Here is a 15,920-nt window from a genome sequence, read left to right on the forward strand (position 1 = left end):
GGCAACCGACGGTGAGAATTCGGTGAGAAACGTGCCAGTCGAGCGTGTGTGACTTTGCCGGGAATGTAAAGCTATGGTGGGACAGCGTGCCGAGGGGCAGTCCTCCGGGCTGGGCACGAGCGACGTCACGGCGTTACGGGCTCTTTCCTTCGGGGGTACTATGTCAGCAATTCTTTCCAGGCCTTGGCTGGCCGGCGCGGCGATGCTCATCGCCACCGGCGGCGCGTGCGAGGCACACGCTTCCGTCGACACCGCGGGCAGCACCACGGCGACACCGCTGATCACCAGAACGGTCGACAGCCACCAGATGACCACGCTGCCGGGGAGCATCCCGGCGAGAGTCCATACCAGTGTCGACGCGGGGCCGATGGGCACCGCCGAGGTCATCCCTTCGATGACCCTGGTACTGAAGCGCAGCGCGGAACAGCAGAAGCAGTTCGATGCCTACCTCGCGTCGCTGGATAACCCCTCGTCGCCCAACTTCCACCAGTGGCTGACCGCGCGCCAGGTGGGCGAACGCTTCGGTCCGAGCAGGCAGGACATTGCCGCGGTAAAGACGTGGCTGAGCAGCCAGGGTCTCGGCGTGAAGACCATCTCCGCCGACGGCATGCTGATTCGTTTCACCGGCTCGGTCGGCGCCGTGCAGCAGGCCTTCGGTACCTCGCTGCACCGTTTCAGTGCGAACGGAAAGACGCACTTCGCCAACGCCGCCGAACAGAAGCTGCCGACCGCACTGATACCGGTGGTCCGTGGCGTCGCATCCCTGACCGACTTCTTCCCGGAGCCGCAGGTGAAGAACGTACGGCCGGTGAAGCGCGACAAGCAAGGGGCATGGATCGCCGCCGGCGCGCCCTCCGGCGACTTCAACTTCGTTTATCAGGGAGAGACGTTCTTCGATCTGGTACCCGCGGATTTCGCGACGATCTACAACGTCAATCCGTTGTGGAATCAGGCGAGCCCCGTGCGCGGCGCCGGACAGACCGTGGCCGTGCTGGAAAGAACCAACGTTCTCGACGCCGACATCAAGACCTTCCGCCAGGTATTCCTCCCGACGGATGCCAAAGGTGTCTTCACCCAGGTTCATCCCGCGGCTTTCACCGGCGACACCAGCTGCGTGAATCCCGGTACCAACGGCGATGAAGGTGAGGCCGCGCTCGACGCGGAGTGGGCCGGCGCCGCCGCACCCGATGCCGACATCACGCTCGCCTCGTGCCAGGACACCGGCGCGGACTTCGGTGCGTTTCTCGCCGCGCAGAACCTGCTTGAGCAAGCCGCCCCACCACCGATCCTCAGCCTCAGCTACGGCGAGTGCGAACTCGTCAGCGCGGCGGTGGGTGACATCGACGAGGCCAGCGCGCTGTGGGCCACCGCCGCGGCCGAAGGCGTTTCGGTGTTCGTCTCGACCGGTGACTCCGGATCCGCGGGTTGCGACCAGGTACAGTCGGCTTCCAGCTTCGGCCTAGCCGTCAACGGCCTGGGCAGCACGCCGTATAACGTGGCCGTCGGCGGTACCGACTTCAACGACTACAAGCAGACCAGCAAGTACTGGCTGCCCGGTAACGGCGAACTCGGCGCCAGCGCCATCGGCTATATCCCGGAGCAAACCTGGAACGACTCCTGCGCCAGCGCGCAGCTGGATACGATCCTGGGATACAGCGACCCCAACACGGCCTGCAACTCATCCGCCGGGCTCGACTTCCTCAACACGGCGGGCGGAAGCGGCGGACCAAGCTACTACTGGAGTCAGCCCACCTGGCAGCAGGGTCTGGCCGGCATGGATCAGAACGTCACCCGTGCCACACCGGACGTCTCGCTGTTCGCGGCCAACGGCATTTACGGTCACGCGCTGATCTTCTGCATGTCGGACGCCGACGAAGGCGGTACGCCCTGTAATTACCTCAGCCCCACGGACTCGATCTACAACAGCGCGGGCGGCACATCGTTCGCGGCGCCCGCGATGGCAGGCGTGCAGGCCCTGGTGAACCAGTCCAGCGCGGCTCGCCTGGGTAACGTCGCGCCAACGCTGTACAGCCTGGCCCGCAGCCAGTACGGCACCATCGCTTCGCCCGGCACCGGGTGCGCCGCCACGGACGCCACGTGTGTGTTCCACGACGTCGCCACGGGGGATATCGACGTGCCTTGCTTCGCCGGCACCGGCGACTGCTACGTGAAGAGCGGACAGTCGTACGGCATCGTCAGCGATGGCGGTCGTGCATCCCTCGTCACCGCATGGAAGGCCGGCAAGGGCTACGACTATGCGACAGGCCTGGGCTCGATCGACGTGACTCATCTCGCCAACGCCGTGGCCGCCCGATCGGCACGCGGCAAGACGATCTCGCGCACATGGGATCTGGCCGGCCGCGACGACAGCGGCAACCCCGGCGTCGGTCTCAACGCGATCCTCGACGGCAAGAGCACCTTGCTGCTGGTCGGTCCGAAGACCGGCAACGCCACGTTTGTCCGTATGAACGGCAGCACGGTGCTCAGCACCGACACATGGTTCCCGGGCAGCCGCGATGGCGGCGACACGATCGTCGACGGTTTCCAGGCCGGCGACCAGATCAAGGCCATTCCGTACGACATCTTCGGCGGCACGCTCGCCGGACAGACGGTGATGGAAAGCGATAACCCGACCACGCACACCATGAACCTCGCGATCTACAGCTATGGCTGGGAGGCGTTCCGCTTTCCGTACCCGGCCGGCTGGACGCTGGTCGGCGCGGGCGATGTGGATGACGCGGGCACGCCGCAGCAGATCTGGTTCAACGCCAGCACCAGCCAGCTGTCGTTCTGGACGATCAAGTGCAGCGGTGGCCTCCTGTTTGGCCGTCTGAACGATCTGGACTGCACGCAGGCCGTCGACCGCACGGTACCCGCTCCGGCCGGCTTCAGCCCGCATCTGGCCGATCTCAATGGCGACGGCGTGATCGATATCGTCTGGACCAGCGCCAGCCGCGCGGTGAAGTACTGGGTCAACACCGGCAAGGACCGCTTCACCAAGACCGATGCACCGGACGCGTCACCGAACGGCTTCGACCTGATCGGCGCGGGCGAGATCGCCGGCACCGGCAGGACCGACCTGATCTGGTTCAACGCCGCGACCGGCAACATCGGCTGGTGGCTGATGGACGGCACGACGGTGACGGGCCGCAAGACCACGGCGGGCCCGGCGGGTTACAGCGTCGCCACCATCGAGGACTTCGACGGTGACGGTCTGGCGGACGTGTTCTGGACCAACGCCAAGGGAACGGCGTATGTCTGGCAGGGCACCGGCGGCGGCTTCATCTCACAGCAGGTCGCCGACGGGGCGGGCACGCCTTACGTGGTGCCAACCGGCTACAAGGTGCAGATGAACCGTTTGCAGGGCGTGGCCAACCCCATCGCCGCGCACGCCGCCAGGGCGCAGATCGCCGCGGTTTCGCACTGACTCGGGAGAGGTTCCGCGGAGAGGCGGACGGGAAACCGTCCGTCTTTTCTGAATGGTGCGCCTGGAGGGATTCGAACCCCCGACCAATGGCTTCGGAAGCCACTACTCTATCCGGCTGAGCTACAGGCGCTGATGCTGCGGTCGGGCATTGTAGCGGGAATCCCCGGGGCGGCCTAGCCTCAGTGTCAGGCCTTGGCCGCCAGGGGCTCAGCGCCGGCCGCCGTGGCGCGAAGGCTTTCCCTGTAACGCCGGCTGCACGGCAGGACCGTGCCGTCGGCCATGTGCAGGCGGGCTTCGCCCGCGTCCAGCGGCTCGATCGAGTTGACCTGAGCCAGTTGCACCACGTAGCTCCGATGCGCGCGGACGAAGACGGCGGGGTCGAGCTTGGCCTCCAGCGCGGCCAGGGTCGTCCGCAGCGGGTAGTCGCGACCGCGCACCCGCAGATTCACGTAGTTCCCCGACGCCTGCGCCCACTCGATATCGGCGGTGGCCACCAGGAAGTCACGTCCGAGCTTGCGGACGAGAAAGCGCTCCGGGCGGTCGACCGGCTCCACGGGCGGACCTTCATCCGGAATATCGAGCAGACTGGCCTCGCCTTTGACGTGTCGGCCGAACCACTCAACCATGTGGCCGACGGCGACGATCGTAAAGAACGTGCGGATGTCCTTCAGATATTCGTAGACGAACTGCAGGCCCAGCGACCCGGGATCGTAGTGGGCGCCGCCGAGCGTGAAGCCGAGCAGCCGGAGCAGGTCCATGCCGACGACGTGACCCACGCACCAGGCGAGGCTGCCCACAAAGTAAAGCGGCAGATAGCGTCGCCACGTATCCGCATGCAGCGGCCAGCGGTCGCACGCACGCAGCAGGAAGGGCAGCATGAGCAGCGAGACGAGGACGCTGCTGAATTCGTTGACGGCGATCTGCCAGGTGGCGACGTGGATGTCGTAACGGTCCGCATCGATCCGCGCGGTCATCGTGTTGCCGATCGCGGCCGCACCGAAGACCGTGCCCCAGAAGACGATCATGAAGAGGCGACGACGGCGGTGAGCCTGGTCGAGTTCTTTGCCGGGAGGTGTGGGGGTGGCTTCCATCCGCCGGATGATAGCCGTGTCGCGGGTTGGAATCGCCCGCGGGGCGCGCTCCTACGTAAAGAAGAAGGGCCCCTTGCGGGGCCCTTCGGTGCATCACTTGGTCTTGTAAAGCTCGCCCAGCCAGTCGGGCTTGCTCTTGTCGCGTTCCAGGTGCGGGTACATCAGGCCGCCGTGGTAGTCGATCTTGATGGTCTTGTAGTCATCGAAGTTCTTGACCAGCAGCTCGATCGGCGCCTTGTCGGTCTTCGCGGTGGTGACGGCTTCCTTCAGCGCGTCGCCATCGAATTCCTTGTTGTTGACCGCGACGATGTGCATGCCCGGCGAGAGCCCGGCATTGAAGGCCGGGCCGTCCCAGCGCACGTCGGAGATATCGCCCTTGGACGACACGGCGAAGCCGGCCGAATAGGTGAGATCGACGTAGTGACGACGGCCTTCGAACGCCTTGACCGCTTCCGACGGCTTGTCGTTGTAGACGAGCTTCCAGCCGCCGCGCTCGATGCCTTCCAGGTCGCCCTTGTGACCGTCGATGCGGTCGTGCAGGTAAGTCGCCCAGTCGTACGGCGAAATGCCGTTGAGCGTCGAGACCACGTCTTCGAAGGTATACGGATTGACCTTCCAGTCACCGTCCTTCATGCCGAAGAAGGCCTTGGCGAAATCGTCGAGGCTACGCTTGTTCCTGGTCAGTTCGCGCAGCTTGGTGTCGACGTCGAGCCAGACCATCTGGCCGCCCGAATAATAGTCTTCACTCATCTGGTAGTTGCGATACGACAGCGGACGACGCTGCGCGATCGTCGGATCGTTGGTCGTGTCACCGATGGTGCGCCAGGACAGACCCGGGCGACCCTTGTCGTACGTAGCGGCGACGAGTGCGAGCACGTCACGCGCCTGATCCTGCGAAACGAGGCCCGAGCGTGCGGCGACGACGTTGCCCCAGAACTGCGTCTGGCCTTCATACACCCAGAGCAGGCTGTCGCCCATCGGCACGTTGAAGCTCGGCGTGGCGAGGTCGGCACCGCGACGGTACTTGCCGTCCCACGAGTGGTTGTATTCGTGCGAGAGCAGGTCGCGTCCCAGCCAGCTCTTGTCCCACTCGGTGAAGTAGTTGGGCTGTGCGCTGTTTTCGGACGAACGGTGGTGCTCCAGACCGATGCCGCCGAGCTTGTCGGTCAGCGCCAGCAGGAAGTCGTAATGGTTGTAGTGACGCGCACCGTAGAGCTTGTCCATCTGCTGGACGAGCTTGCGGTGGATCTCGAGCGCTTCGGGCTTGATCTCGAGCGCCTTCGCGTTGTCGGCCACGATATTCAGGTGCACCGGCGACTTACCGTTCGGGTCGAGGTCGACTCGCTTGAAATAGCGACCGGCGAAGATCGGCGAATCGACGAGGTCGTCGTAGTTGATCTCCTTGAAGGTCACCGTGTCGCCACTCTTGCTGGCCTGCTCGAGCGCGGTGCCGAACTGGAAACCGGCCGGCAGCTTCACGGACGCTTCGACGTTGACGCGATCGGCACGGTAGCCGGCCGGATACAGGGAGACCTGGTTCCACTGCACGTTGACGATGTCGGGGGTCATGACGATCCGACCCTGACGCGTGTCCTGCGGGGTCAGCGTCTGAAACTCGACGTCGACCGACGAGGCGCCGGCCGGCACGTCGATGTGGAAGGCGTAGACGTTGTACTCGTCACGCTTCCACTCGAGGCGCTTGCCGCCGGCGGTCACGATGAGACCGGCGAACTGGTCGATCGGGCCGGTCGGCGAATGGTGGCCCGGGATCCACTCGGGGAACAGCAGGGTCAGCGGACCGGCCTGCGCGGGGATGGATTCCTTGACGCGTAAAATGCGGTGATCGGTGTCGGTGGCGTCGACGGCGAGCTTGACGGTACCGGCGAACGCGACGTCCTTCGGCGGCGGAACATCGTCCGCGCGGACGGCGGTGGCGCCTGCGCTGGCCAGGGCGGCCAGAAGCGCGGAGGCAAGGATGGTGGATTTCACTGGAATTCTCCCGTGGAGCGTGTGGATCGCCCGGCCATCCCTGCGAGCGGGTCGGCGCGGTCCCCTGCGGTCCGCGCAAGCCTTCGATGCTAAACGTCATGGTCCGGAGCGCCCTATGCCAGAGGTCACGGTCACGGCACTCAGAATTCTCGTAAAATGCCGCGCCCGCCCATGCGGGACCGTACGGCGCCGGAGCCGACGGACATCATCAGGAACAGGGAACACCATGCATAAGGTCATGCGCACGGCGGTCGTTACCGCTCTTCTCGCGATCGCTCCGATCGCCGCCCAGGCCGACGGCCAGGCCTTTATCACTGCCTCGGCTGGCAAGTCGCACTACAGCGGGGATACCGGCGAAAGCGGCACGTATTCCTATTACGGCATCGACGCGACCGAGCATGTCGACAAGAAAGACACTGCTTTCGGCGTCACCGGCGGCTATCGCTGGATGATCGACGACGTGTTCTCGATCGGACCCGAAGCCGGCTTCGTCGACCTGGGCAAGTTGTCGGACCGGGTGGATGCGACCTCGCCAGGCCGATGGACGGAGACCGATCGCTCCGAGATCAAGAACAAGGCCGCGCTACTGGGCATCAATGCCAAGTGGATGCTCGGCCATTCATGGTCGCTGGGCCTGCGCGCAGGCTTCCTTCACATGTGGTCGCGCCTGCGCAGCGATGTCGACGGCGTCGATCTTTACTATTCGCCGGGCAGCCGCGACCACTATTCGTACAAGAACTCGTCGCACGACAACGGTTTCTACGGTGCGTTGAACGTCGGCTATGACTTCACCCGCAACTTCGGCGTCACGCTGGGTTACGAGCACTACCACGGCGACTACAAGAGCGATGCGGGCAGCATCAGCCAGAAGATCGGCGTGTGGGCGGCGGGGGCTGAGTTCCGGTTCTGAGAAGTAGGTAGTCTCAGGTGCAAAAAAACGGCCGCATAATGCGGCCGTTTTTTTGGCTAGAAATAAATAGCACCCAGTGCTACCCTAAGCCATGGACGAATGGACGCAAGGCCAGCGGGTGTTCAAGACCGCGTGGTTCGCCAAGATGGCGAAAAAACACCTGATCAGCGACTCGGAGCTACGAAACGCGGCTCGAAGTCATGCGCGGCCAAGCCGATGACCTGGGCGGCGGGGTTTTCAAGAAACGCCTCAACCGCAACATGCACAGGTCTATCGTGGTCGCGAAAGGACGGCGGTACTGGATCTTTGCCTATCTGTTCGCGAAAAAGGATCGGGCAAATATCGACGACTCGGAACTCGCCGCGTTCAGGAAGCTTGCGGCACTTTACAGTCGAAAGGTAGAGCAAGACATCGACAAGGAAGTGGCGATCTCGGAACTCATTGAGGTACGTAATGAACGCTAATCGTAAGCATAAGAGTGACGCATTCGAGGCGATTCACAGCGCCGTGTCCGGAATGCGCAGAGCTGGGACCATCGACAAGGCAACCATGCGGGACTTCGATGATCTCTGCATCGCTACACCCCCAATGATCGACTCGTTGCAGATCAAGCAGCTTCGCGAGCGGAATCATGTGAGCCAGCCGGTATTCGCGCGCTACCTGAATACGAGTGAGAGCACGGTTGAGAAGTGGGAATCCGGGGCCAAGAAGCCTAGCGGCATGGCGCTGAAGCTTCTTGCGGTTGTCGCCAAGCATGGACTCCAGGTGCTGGCCTGATACCTCAGGTCCGCGCCGGAATCTTCAATCCGCGCTCCACGCCAGGCCGCGACGTGCCACGTTCCAGCCACCCGATGACGTTCTGGAAGTCATCGAAGCCCACCAGCTCCCGGGCACCATAGAACGTCACCAGATTATTGACCCAGCCCAGCGTGGCGATATCCGCGATGGTGTACTCATCGCCGACGATCCAGTCCTTACCGTCGAGCTGCCGGTCGAGCACTGCGAGCAGTCGTTTGCTTTCCGCGACGTAGCGCTCCAGCGGACGTTTGTCTTCGTATTCGCGGCCGGCGAACTTATGAAAGAAGCCGACCTGACCGAACATCGGACCGATGGCCGCCATCTGGAAAAAGACCCACTGGATCGTTTCCCAGCGCTTCGCTTCGTCCTTCGGCAGGAAGCGGCCCGTCTTCTCCGCGAGATAAAGGAGGATGGCGCCTGATTCGAACAAGCCGAGCGGTTTTCCATCAGGGCCATCCGGGTCGATCATCGCGGGAATCTTGCCGTTGGGATTGAGTGACTCGAACTCCGGCAGTTTGCTTTCGTTCTTGCCGATATCGACGAGATGGACTTCGTAGGGAATGCCCAGCTCCTCGAGCATGATCGACGCCTTGACGCCGTTAGGCGTGGGCAGCGAGTAGAGCTGGATACGATCGGGGTGTGCGGCAGGCCAGCGCGACGTGATCGGAAAGGCGGAGAGGTCGGACATGAGGCATACCTTTGGGCCATAAAGCAGCAAAGGTAGGCCTCCTCCCCTTATTTGGGAAGCACCCGCGGTCCGACGCGGACGGGCAGGAAATACACCTTCCCGTTGAGTTCGACGATGCGCTTCACGTCGACGAAGCAGCCGCGCATGCCTGCATCCACACGAGCGGATACCTCGTAATCCGCCCCTTCGTCGACATGGAATTGCCCGTCGACGGGACCGCATGACTGACGCGTACCGGGTGCGTATTTGCTACCGGGTGTACGCAAATCGTAAGTAAACCAGACTTGTACATCCTGATCGGCCTCGACGTAGTATTCGTCGGCCCAAGAGGTCGGCTCTTCGTGGTCCGGCATCCCGAGTTTCTGGCGCGATCCGGGATACAGCACGCCATGTGCGACGAAGCCGCCGTGCCGACCGCCCGGCTGTCGCTTCGGCGTCACGATAAGGTCGCCGCCACCGCCAATGACGCGAATCCTCGCACGTGGCCCATCGGTGGGCTCTGTCGCCCTGGGTACGAACACCGTGCACGCGCTCAACTGGACTACCGCTGCGGCAGCCAACATCCATTTCCGATACATCATTACCACCTGCTCCCTGAAATCCCTGATTGACCGATCCGGACCGCTGTGAGGCGGCGACCGACTTCCGGTCGCTTTTAGCGGCGGCCGCAAGGAATTCTTTAGTCAAAAAGCAGATCCCCGTGATGAGAGGCGATATCGCCCGTACGCGCCTGGCGTCGATGCGCATCGGCTTTGCCCTCACGCCGACTACTGATCTCTCGCTCGACGTTTCGCGCTATACGCTCGCGGGAACCCGCATCCGGCCAGGCGGCAAACGCATACACGTTCATACGATTCACGCCGGCGTGGATATGCGTTTCTGAGGCCCTGGCCGCGCCGGAGCGCCCCCTGGCGCCGACGCAGCCGACCGGACGTTCTTTCGAAAAGGCCGTCTAAACCCCTATACATCCCCGTAACTTTTCTATATAACCGATAGCAAGTGCTGCGACGCAGCACGTGAAGTCTTCTGAAGGGAAGCGACGCGCGGATGCGCGTTTATGCGGCTCGTCCCGTTCTGACAACGCGCGTTGTCAGCGTCGGAGACGTGCGCCAGGGTTTGCCTTTATCAGCCATTACGGGTGCCGCGCCGCGGCCACCCGTGCATGTCCGTGCGTCCAAACAGATCCAGGGAGACGTTTCTTCATGCTTAGCCGTAACAAGCCCTTGAACAAGACCGCGCTGGCCATCGCTCTCGCTATCGTCGCGAGTCCCGCCGCCTTCGCCCAGTCCACCACCGGTGGCATCTTCGGCCAGGCGCCTGTCGCTGCCGGCGAGACGGTCGTCATCACCAGTGACACCGGTATCACCCGCGAAATCGCCGTGGATGAGCGCGGCCGTTATTCGGCCGGCCAGCTGCCGCTGGGCACGTATACGGTATCCCTGCGCGCCAATGGTCAGACCGTAGACACGCGCCAGAACGTCGTTCTGAAGGTCGGCGCAGGTACCGAAGTGTCGTTCGCTCCGGCCGAGGCACAGACCACCGACATGTCCGGCGTCTCGGTCTCCGCTTCCGCGCTGCCCAAGATCGACGTATCGACGATCGATTCGCGCACCGTCGTCACCTCGGAACAGCTGGCACGCCTGCCGCTGGGCCGTAACTCGGAAGCCATCGCGCTGCTCGCGCCCGGCGTGGTGCAGAACGGTGGCAGCTTCAAGGGTCCGACCGGCAATTCACTGGTGAGCTTCGGTGGTTCGGCCGCGAGTGAGAATGCCTATTACGTCAACGGCTTTTCGACCACCGACCCCCTGCGTGGCTTCGGCGGCCTGTCGTTGCCGTATGGCGCGATCGAGCAGCAGGAGGTTTACACCGGCGGATACAGCGCCCAGTACGGCCGATCCGACGGCGGCGTCATCAATGTGGTCGGCAAGCGCGGCACCAATGAATGGCACTTCGGCACGCAGGTGCTGTGGGAGCCGAGCTTCGCGCGCGCCAACCAGCGCAACCGCTACTACGAAAGCGGCCTGCCCGCCTCGCCCCGAGCCGGCAATCTGTACTCGCCCGATAGCGAGAACGGCGGTGACAGCACCACGGTCAGCGCCTATGCCGGCGGCCCACTGATCAAGGACAAGCTGTTCATCTTCGTTGCCGGCGAATACCAGCGACAGGAAGGCAATACCGTCAACCCGGTGAGCGGTTACACGAGTACCAAGCCCTACGTCGATTACCGATACAACTCGCCGCGCTGGTACAGCAAGATCGACTGGAACATCACGGACAACAACATCCTCGAGTTGACCGGCGCGTCGGACAAGTATCAGACCTCGGGCAGCATCTACAACTACGACTACGTCAACCGCGTGCGGCAGGATCGCATCGGCCAGGACGACGATATCAAGACCGGCGGCAACCTGTGGACGGCCAAATACACCGGCTACATTACCGATGACCTGACCGTCAGCGCGCTGTACGGCAAGCTGCATACCACCGACTACGATGCGCCCGGCGGCTACAACTCGAGCCTCACGTACGTCGATGGCCTGGTCAACCAGAACCCGGCGCTCAACGGCGGATCGTCGCGCGGCAACAGCCAGACCGTATCCAGCCTCAGTCCCTCGGGCCGCGGTAACCGCACCACCAATACGCGCATCGACATCACCTACAAGATCGGCGATCACACGATCACCGCCGGTATCGACAACCAGACCGCGGTGGCCATCGACCAGGGCTCGGTGACGTCGGGTCCCGGCGGGTACTCGTGGACGTATGGCCAGTCCGATCCGAACACACCGATTTCCACGGGCCTAGGTGTGCCGGCGACGGCCGGCTTCCCCAACGGTGCCGGCGGTTACTACGTCATCCAGAACATCAACAGCAGTCTCGCCACCGTTCGCTCGACGCAGCGCGCGCAGTACATCGAGGACAAGTGGCAGGTGAACGATCGCTGGCTGCTCTCGTTCGGTATCCGTAACGATCAGTTCGAGAACTTCAACGCGGATGGCGACGCCTTCATCACCCAGCACAAACCGCAGTGGGCGCCCCGCCTGGGAGCCAGCTGGGACGTCTTCGGTGACGCGACCTTCAAGGTGTATGCCAACGCGGGGCGTTACTACCTCGGCCTGCCGCTGAATCCGGCGCTCAATGCCGCCGGCGGCGCGCTGACGACGTCGCAGTACTTCACCTATGGCGGCATCGCGGCCGACGGGACGCCGACCGGCCTTACGGCGATCTCGCCGCCGGTCGCCGCCAACAACACGTTCGGTCAGCTGCCCGATCCGAAGACGGTGACGACACAGGGCCTCAAGTCCGAGTACCAGGACGAGTTCATCCTCGGCTTCACGAAGACGCTGGGAACCGACTGGGTCTACGGCGCCAAGGCCACGCAGCGCATCCTGCGTAACGCCATCGACGACTACTGCGACATCGACCTGGTGCTGGCCAAGGCTCAGTCGCTGGGTTACGACGTGACCGACCAGAGCAATCCGGTGAGCTGCTGGCTGTTCAATCCCGGCAAGTCCAACACCTTCAACCTGGTGGATACCTCGGGCAATTACGTGAAGGTGCCACTGTCCAACGAGGAGTTCGGTTTCGATCGCCTGAAGCGTCGCTACTACTCGCTGGAAACCTTCCTCGAGCATCCGTTCGCCGACGGCTGGTATGGCAAGGTCAGCTATACGTATTCGCGCAGCTACGGCAACACGGAAGGCCAGCTTCGCTCGGACTTGTACCGCGAATCGCGCGGCACCGGCCAGACCGCGGTGTCGACCACGCAGGACTGGGACAACTCGTACATCATGGTCAACACCAACGGTGTGCAGAACAACGATCACAAGCACCAGCTGAAGTTCTTCGGCTACTACCAGTTCAGCCCCGAATGGCTGGTCAGCGGCAACCTCAGCATGATCTCCGGTGCGCCCAAGCCCTGCCTCGGCTACTTCGGCGCGGATCGTACCGACCCGGCGGGCTACGGCAACAGCTACCACTTCTGCAACGGCGAGCCCTCCCCGCCCGGCAGCCACGGCCGCCTGCCTTGGGTGCGCCAGGTGGATCTCGGTGTGACCTATCGTCCCGCCCTCGCCGATGCGAAGCTGGCCTTCAACGCCAATGTGTTCAACGTGCTCAACGAGCAGCGGACGATCGGTATCTACCCGAACGGCGAGCAAAGCCCGAATCTGGCGAACCCGCTGTACGGGACGCCGACGGCGGTGCAGCAGCCGCGTTATTTCCGCCTGAGCGTGAATTACGACTACTGAGCCCTGACCCGAAGGACCTGACTCCGGGGTAGTGCCGCGAGGCACAACATGGGGTTGCCGTTGACGAGAAAGCCGACCAGGCGCAGCCCGGTCGGCTTTCTTGCGTTTAGGCCGCCCGCGCCATAAAGGTCGACTGCGTCACATTCGTGAATGCGACCTTCATCACACTTAGGGCCGCTTTCGGCTAGTCTTGCCGAAAACGTGCCTCGCCTGGATTGCCCGCAAAGCGCATCCGCAAGTTGTGAGTAGCCCACGAAGCGAACGTTTCAGTGCGTTTTACCAGCCAACCGGTCAAAACAAGGAAGCCTCTGAGATGTCCGGAAATTCGATGAAACGCGCCCTCATCGGGCACCTGCCTGCCATCGCGCCGGTCGACCACCTCGTTCACCTGTTCGGCTTCGTGATGCAGCACCGGCGCCTGCCGCGTCGGCGACACCCCTTGTTCAACGACGTCATCCATCGCATCAAGGCCTCCACCGAGATCGTGGACCCGTTGCGCGTCTACGTGACCGACAAGGAATTCGTGAAGACCTTCGTCCGCGACCGCGTCGGCGACCAGCACAACGTGCCGACGCATACCGTGTTCCGCCGGGTGGACGACGTCGACATCGATCTCATCCCCGACCGCTGCGTGATCAAACCCACGCATGCGAGCGGGCAGATCATCACGCGCAAGCATGGTGAGCCGGTCGATATGGCGCGCATCCGCGGCTGGTTCGCGCTGAATTATTACCGGACCTCGCGGGAGCGGAACTACAAGAACCTGCAGCCGAAGGTGATCGTCGAGCCGTTGATATTCAACGACGCGGAAATCACCGACTACAAGGTGTTCTGCTTCCAAGGGCGGCCGCGGCTGATTCAGGTCGACTACGGAAGGCACTCGCGGCATGTGCGCAAGTTCTACGACCTGGACTGGCGCGAGCAGGGTTTCGGGCTGGTGTACGAGCGTGGGTCGATCGACTTCGAGCGGCCGGCGAATCTCGACAGGATGCTGCAGGTGGCAACGCGGCTGAGCCAGGGGTTTTCGCTGGTGCGCGTGGATATGTATTCGGACGGCGAGTCGGTGTTGATTGGCGAGATGACCAATTGCCCGAGCGGCGCCATGGGCGTGTTCAGTCCGCCGGATGGCGAGCGCCTGGCGTCGGCGATGATCTTTGGAGATCTCACCGACGAGATGCTGCACACGCAGGTGGCTTGAGTTCCGTTGGGCGCACGCTATTTGTGATATTGGCGCACGACGGTGCGTAGTCCTTCTCCCAGTCCCACGTAAGCGCTTGCTGAGAAGCACGGGCGGGGGCGCGTAACCACTTGCGCTGGCGATTGAATTCTCGCCCTGAGGCTGTCCGATGGCCCCGCTGTCGATGCCGTCATCCCCCATCCTCGTGATGGCGCACTCCGCCTAGACTGCCGTCGCCTCCACGGCCCGTCGGCGCACCGCCCGGCGGAATGCTGCACGCTTCCCAAGGATGCCTCATGCAAAAGGTCTTGCTCGTCACCACAGCCGCCCTGGCTCTGACAGCCGTTTCCTTCACCGCCGCCGCCAACCCGGCCGGCGCTTTCCTCCGTGCCGACATCGGCAAAGCTCGCTACGCCGTACCGAGCAAGCTCTATGACGGCAAGTCCGCACGCGCCTATGAACTCGGTGGCGGTTATCGCTGGGGCATGGGTGAACACGTCGCCCTCGGTGCCGAACTTGGCTACGCGGACCTGGGCAAGGTGAAGTACCGCGCCACGGGCACGCACCGGTACGGCAGCCGGACGTATCCGCTGAGCACGCGAAGCGAGATCGGATCGCGTGCCGTACTCATCGGCGCCAACCTGAAATGGGAGCTGCCGCAGAGCTTCTCCGTCACCGGCCGCGCCGGTATCGCCCGCATGCGAACGCAGCACTGGAGCCACACGCAGGCTGGCCCGGGTTCAGACTATTACCGTGGGACGCTCAAAGGCGGTAGCCGCTATCTCGGGCTTGGCGTGGGGTATGCGGTGACCTCGCATCTCGACGTTGGCATCGATGTGACGCGTTACACCTCACAGATCTCCGGGATTGCTTCCAGGCATCGGACGCTGTCGACGCGCGTGCTCGGCATGGCGATCGAAGCGCACCTGTAATGGCACGGCCACCGTGCGGAGCCTCGCTCGCGCACGGTGGCTCGCTACCGGATCAACCCGGATGCGGGGCGCTCGTGAAGGCAGCCAGCTGGGCAGCGAACGCGCGTTGATAGGCGGGTCGCGCCTCGGCGCGCGCTACGTACGCGGCCAGCCGGGGAAACTCGTCGAGCACGCCGGACGGCCGCGACCGCAGAAGCACCGACGCCATCATCAGGTCACCCGCGCTGAATGCGTCGTCGAGCCAGTCGGCATCGCCGAGGCGGGCGGACAGCTGGACGAAACGATCGCGGATGCGGTCCATGATCAGCGGGAGGCGTTCCTTCGACCAGGGTTTGTCGCCTTCGAGAAACCTTGCCGTGACGAGCTCGAGCATGGGTGGCTCGACGGTGTTGATCGCGGCGAACATCCAGGCGAATGGTGTCGACTCCCCGTAAACTTACTCCAGACATAAACCGAGGTCTCCGGGCAAAATATCCCCAAGGAGACCCACGATGCGCAAGAGCAAGTTCACCGAGAGCCAGATCGTCGCGACGCTGAAGCAGGTCGAAGGCGGCAGGCAGGTCAAAGATATGTGCCGGGAGCTGGGCATTTCCGAGGCGACGTACTACGCCTGGAAGTCAAAGTACGGCGGCATGGAGGCATCCGATGTGCATCGACT

At 63.4% G+C, this 15,920-nt stretch carries 12 protein-coding genes, 1 tRNA gene and 2 pseudogenes; 9 read left to right on the forward strand and 6 right to left on the reverse strand.

Annotation, left to right across the window (positions count from 1 at the left end; all coding sequences use genetic code 11):
- Window positions 1–202 precede the first annotated feature (202 nt).
- Window positions 203–3,427, forward strand: coding sequence for a protease pro-enzyme activation domain-containing protein (locus BLT40_RS16325; protein WP_176809199.1), 3,225 nt, complete (start codon window positions 203–205; stop codon window positions 3,425–3,427).
- Window positions 3,428–3,480: 53 nt separating this feature from the next.
- Here BLT40_RS16325 and BLT40_RS16330 read toward each other — a convergent pair.
- From BLT40_RS16330 to BLT40_RS16340, 3 genes are all read right to left on the reverse strand, one after another.
- Window positions 3,481–3,557 (reverse strand) — tRNA-Arg (locus BLT40_RS16330).
- A 55-nt stretch (window positions 3,558–3,612) separates the two neighbouring features.
- Window positions 3,613–4,452: a LytTR family transcriptional regulator DNA-binding domain-containing protein gene (locus BLT40_RS16335; RefSeq protein ID WP_090354983.1), complete on the reverse strand. Its 840-nt coding sequence runs from the start codon at window positions 4,450–4,452 to the stop codon at window positions 3,613–3,615.
- 159 nt (window positions 4,453–4,611) lie between these two features.
- On the reverse strand, window positions 4,612–6,477 hold the full coding sequence (locus BLT40_RS16340) for a M61 family metallopeptidase (RefSeq protein WP_255364045.1): 1,866 nt from the start codon (window positions 6,475–6,477) through the stop codon (window positions 4,612–4,614).
- A 256-nt stretch (window positions 6,478–6,733) separates the two neighbouring features.
- Here BLT40_RS16340 and BLT40_RS16345 point away from each other — a divergent pair, with 256 nt between their 5' ends.
- The 3 genes and pseudogenes from BLT40_RS16345 to BLT40_RS16355 all read left to right on the forward strand — a co-directional run bounded on the left by BLT40_RS16345 (window position 6,734) and on the right by BLT40_RS16355 (window position 8,194).
- On the forward strand, window positions 6,734–7,417 hold the full coding sequence (locus tag BLT40_RS16345) for an outer membrane beta-barrel protein (RefSeq protein ID WP_176809200.1): 684 nt from the start codon (window positions 6,734–6,736) through the stop codon (window positions 7,415–7,417).
- Window positions 7,418–7,562: 145 nt separating this feature from the next.
- Window positions 7,563–7,881 (forward strand): annotated as a pseudogene (locus BLT40_RS16350) (type II toxin-antitoxin system RelE/ParE family toxin).
- Window positions 7,871–8,194: a helix-turn-helix domain-containing protein gene (locus BLT40_RS16355; RefSeq protein WP_036116525.1), complete on the forward strand. Its 324-nt coding sequence runs from the start codon at window positions 7,871–7,873 to the stop codon at window positions 8,192–8,194. Before BLT40_RS16350 ends, BLT40_RS16355 begins: the two are co-directional and overlap by 11 nt.
- A gap of 4 nt (window positions 8,195–8,198) precedes the next feature.
- Here the strand turns inward: BLT40_RS16355 and BLT40_RS16360 are convergent, their stop codons facing one another.
- Both BLT40_RS16360 and BLT40_RS16365 read right to left on the reverse strand, forming a co-directional pair.
- Window positions 8,199–8,903, reverse strand: coding sequence for a glutathione S-transferase N-terminal domain-containing protein (locus BLT40_RS16360; protein ID WP_090354941.1), 705 nt, complete (start codon window positions 8,901–8,903; stop codon window positions 8,199–8,201).
- Between the two features lie 47 nt (window positions 8,904–8,950).
- Entirely contained in the window at window positions 8,951–9,343 is a 393-nt protein-coding gene (locus BLT40_RS16365) for a hypothetical protein (protein ID WP_036116530.1), read from the reverse strand.
- 167 nt (window positions 9,344–9,510) lie between these two features.
- Between BLT40_RS16365 and BLT40_RS16370 the strand changes: the two genes are divergently transcribed.
- The 4 genes from BLT40_RS16370 (at window position 9,511) to BLT40_RS16385 (ending at window position 15,262) form a co-directional block, all read left to right on the forward strand.
- Window positions 9,511–9,786: a hypothetical protein gene (locus tag BLT40_RS16370; protein ID WP_143025901.1), complete on the forward strand. Its 276-nt coding sequence runs from the start codon at window positions 9,511–9,513 to the stop codon at window positions 9,784–9,786.
- A gap of 319 nt (window positions 9,787–10,105) precedes the next feature.
- Window positions 10,106–13,153 (forward strand): TonB-dependent receptor, encoded by a 3,048-nt coding sequence (locus tag BLT40_RS16375; RefSeq protein ID WP_090354946.1) that lies wholly within the window; start codon window positions 10,106–10,108, stop codon window positions 13,151–13,153.
- Window positions 13,154–13,481: 328 nt separating this feature from the next.
- Window positions 13,482–14,351, forward strand: coding sequence for an ATP-grasp fold amidoligase family protein (locus tag BLT40_RS16380; protein WP_176809201.1), 870 nt, complete (start codon window positions 13,482–13,484; stop codon window positions 14,349–14,351).
- A gap of 275 nt (window positions 14,352–14,626) precedes the next feature.
- Window positions 14,627–15,262, forward strand: a complete 636-nt coding sequence (locus BLT40_RS16385; RefSeq protein WP_043691767.1) for an outer membrane beta-barrel protein — start codon at window positions 14,627–14,629, stop codon at window positions 15,260–15,262.
- Window positions 15,263–15,314: 52 nt separating this feature from the next.
- On the opposite strand, the pseudogene BLT40_RS16390 reads toward BLT40_RS16385, so the two are convergent.
- Window positions 15,315–15,671: pseudogene (locus BLT40_RS16390) on the reverse strand (glutathione S-transferase family protein); the annotation flags it as partial.
- Between the two features lie 82 nt (window positions 15,672–15,753).
- Here BLT40_RS16390 and BLT40_RS16395 point away from each other — a divergent pair.
- Window positions 15,754–15,920, forward strand: a 167-nt coding sequence (locus BLT40_RS16395; RefSeq protein WP_143025902.1) for a transposase, incomplete at its 3' end; no start/stop codon positions are given.

It is taken from the genome of Dyella sp. 333MFSha (assembly GCF_900102405.1).
In the GTDB taxonomy this organism is placed as follows: domain Bacteria; phylum Pseudomonadota; class Gammaproteobacteria; order Xanthomonadales; family Rhodanobacteraceae; genus Luteibacter; species Luteibacter mycovicinus.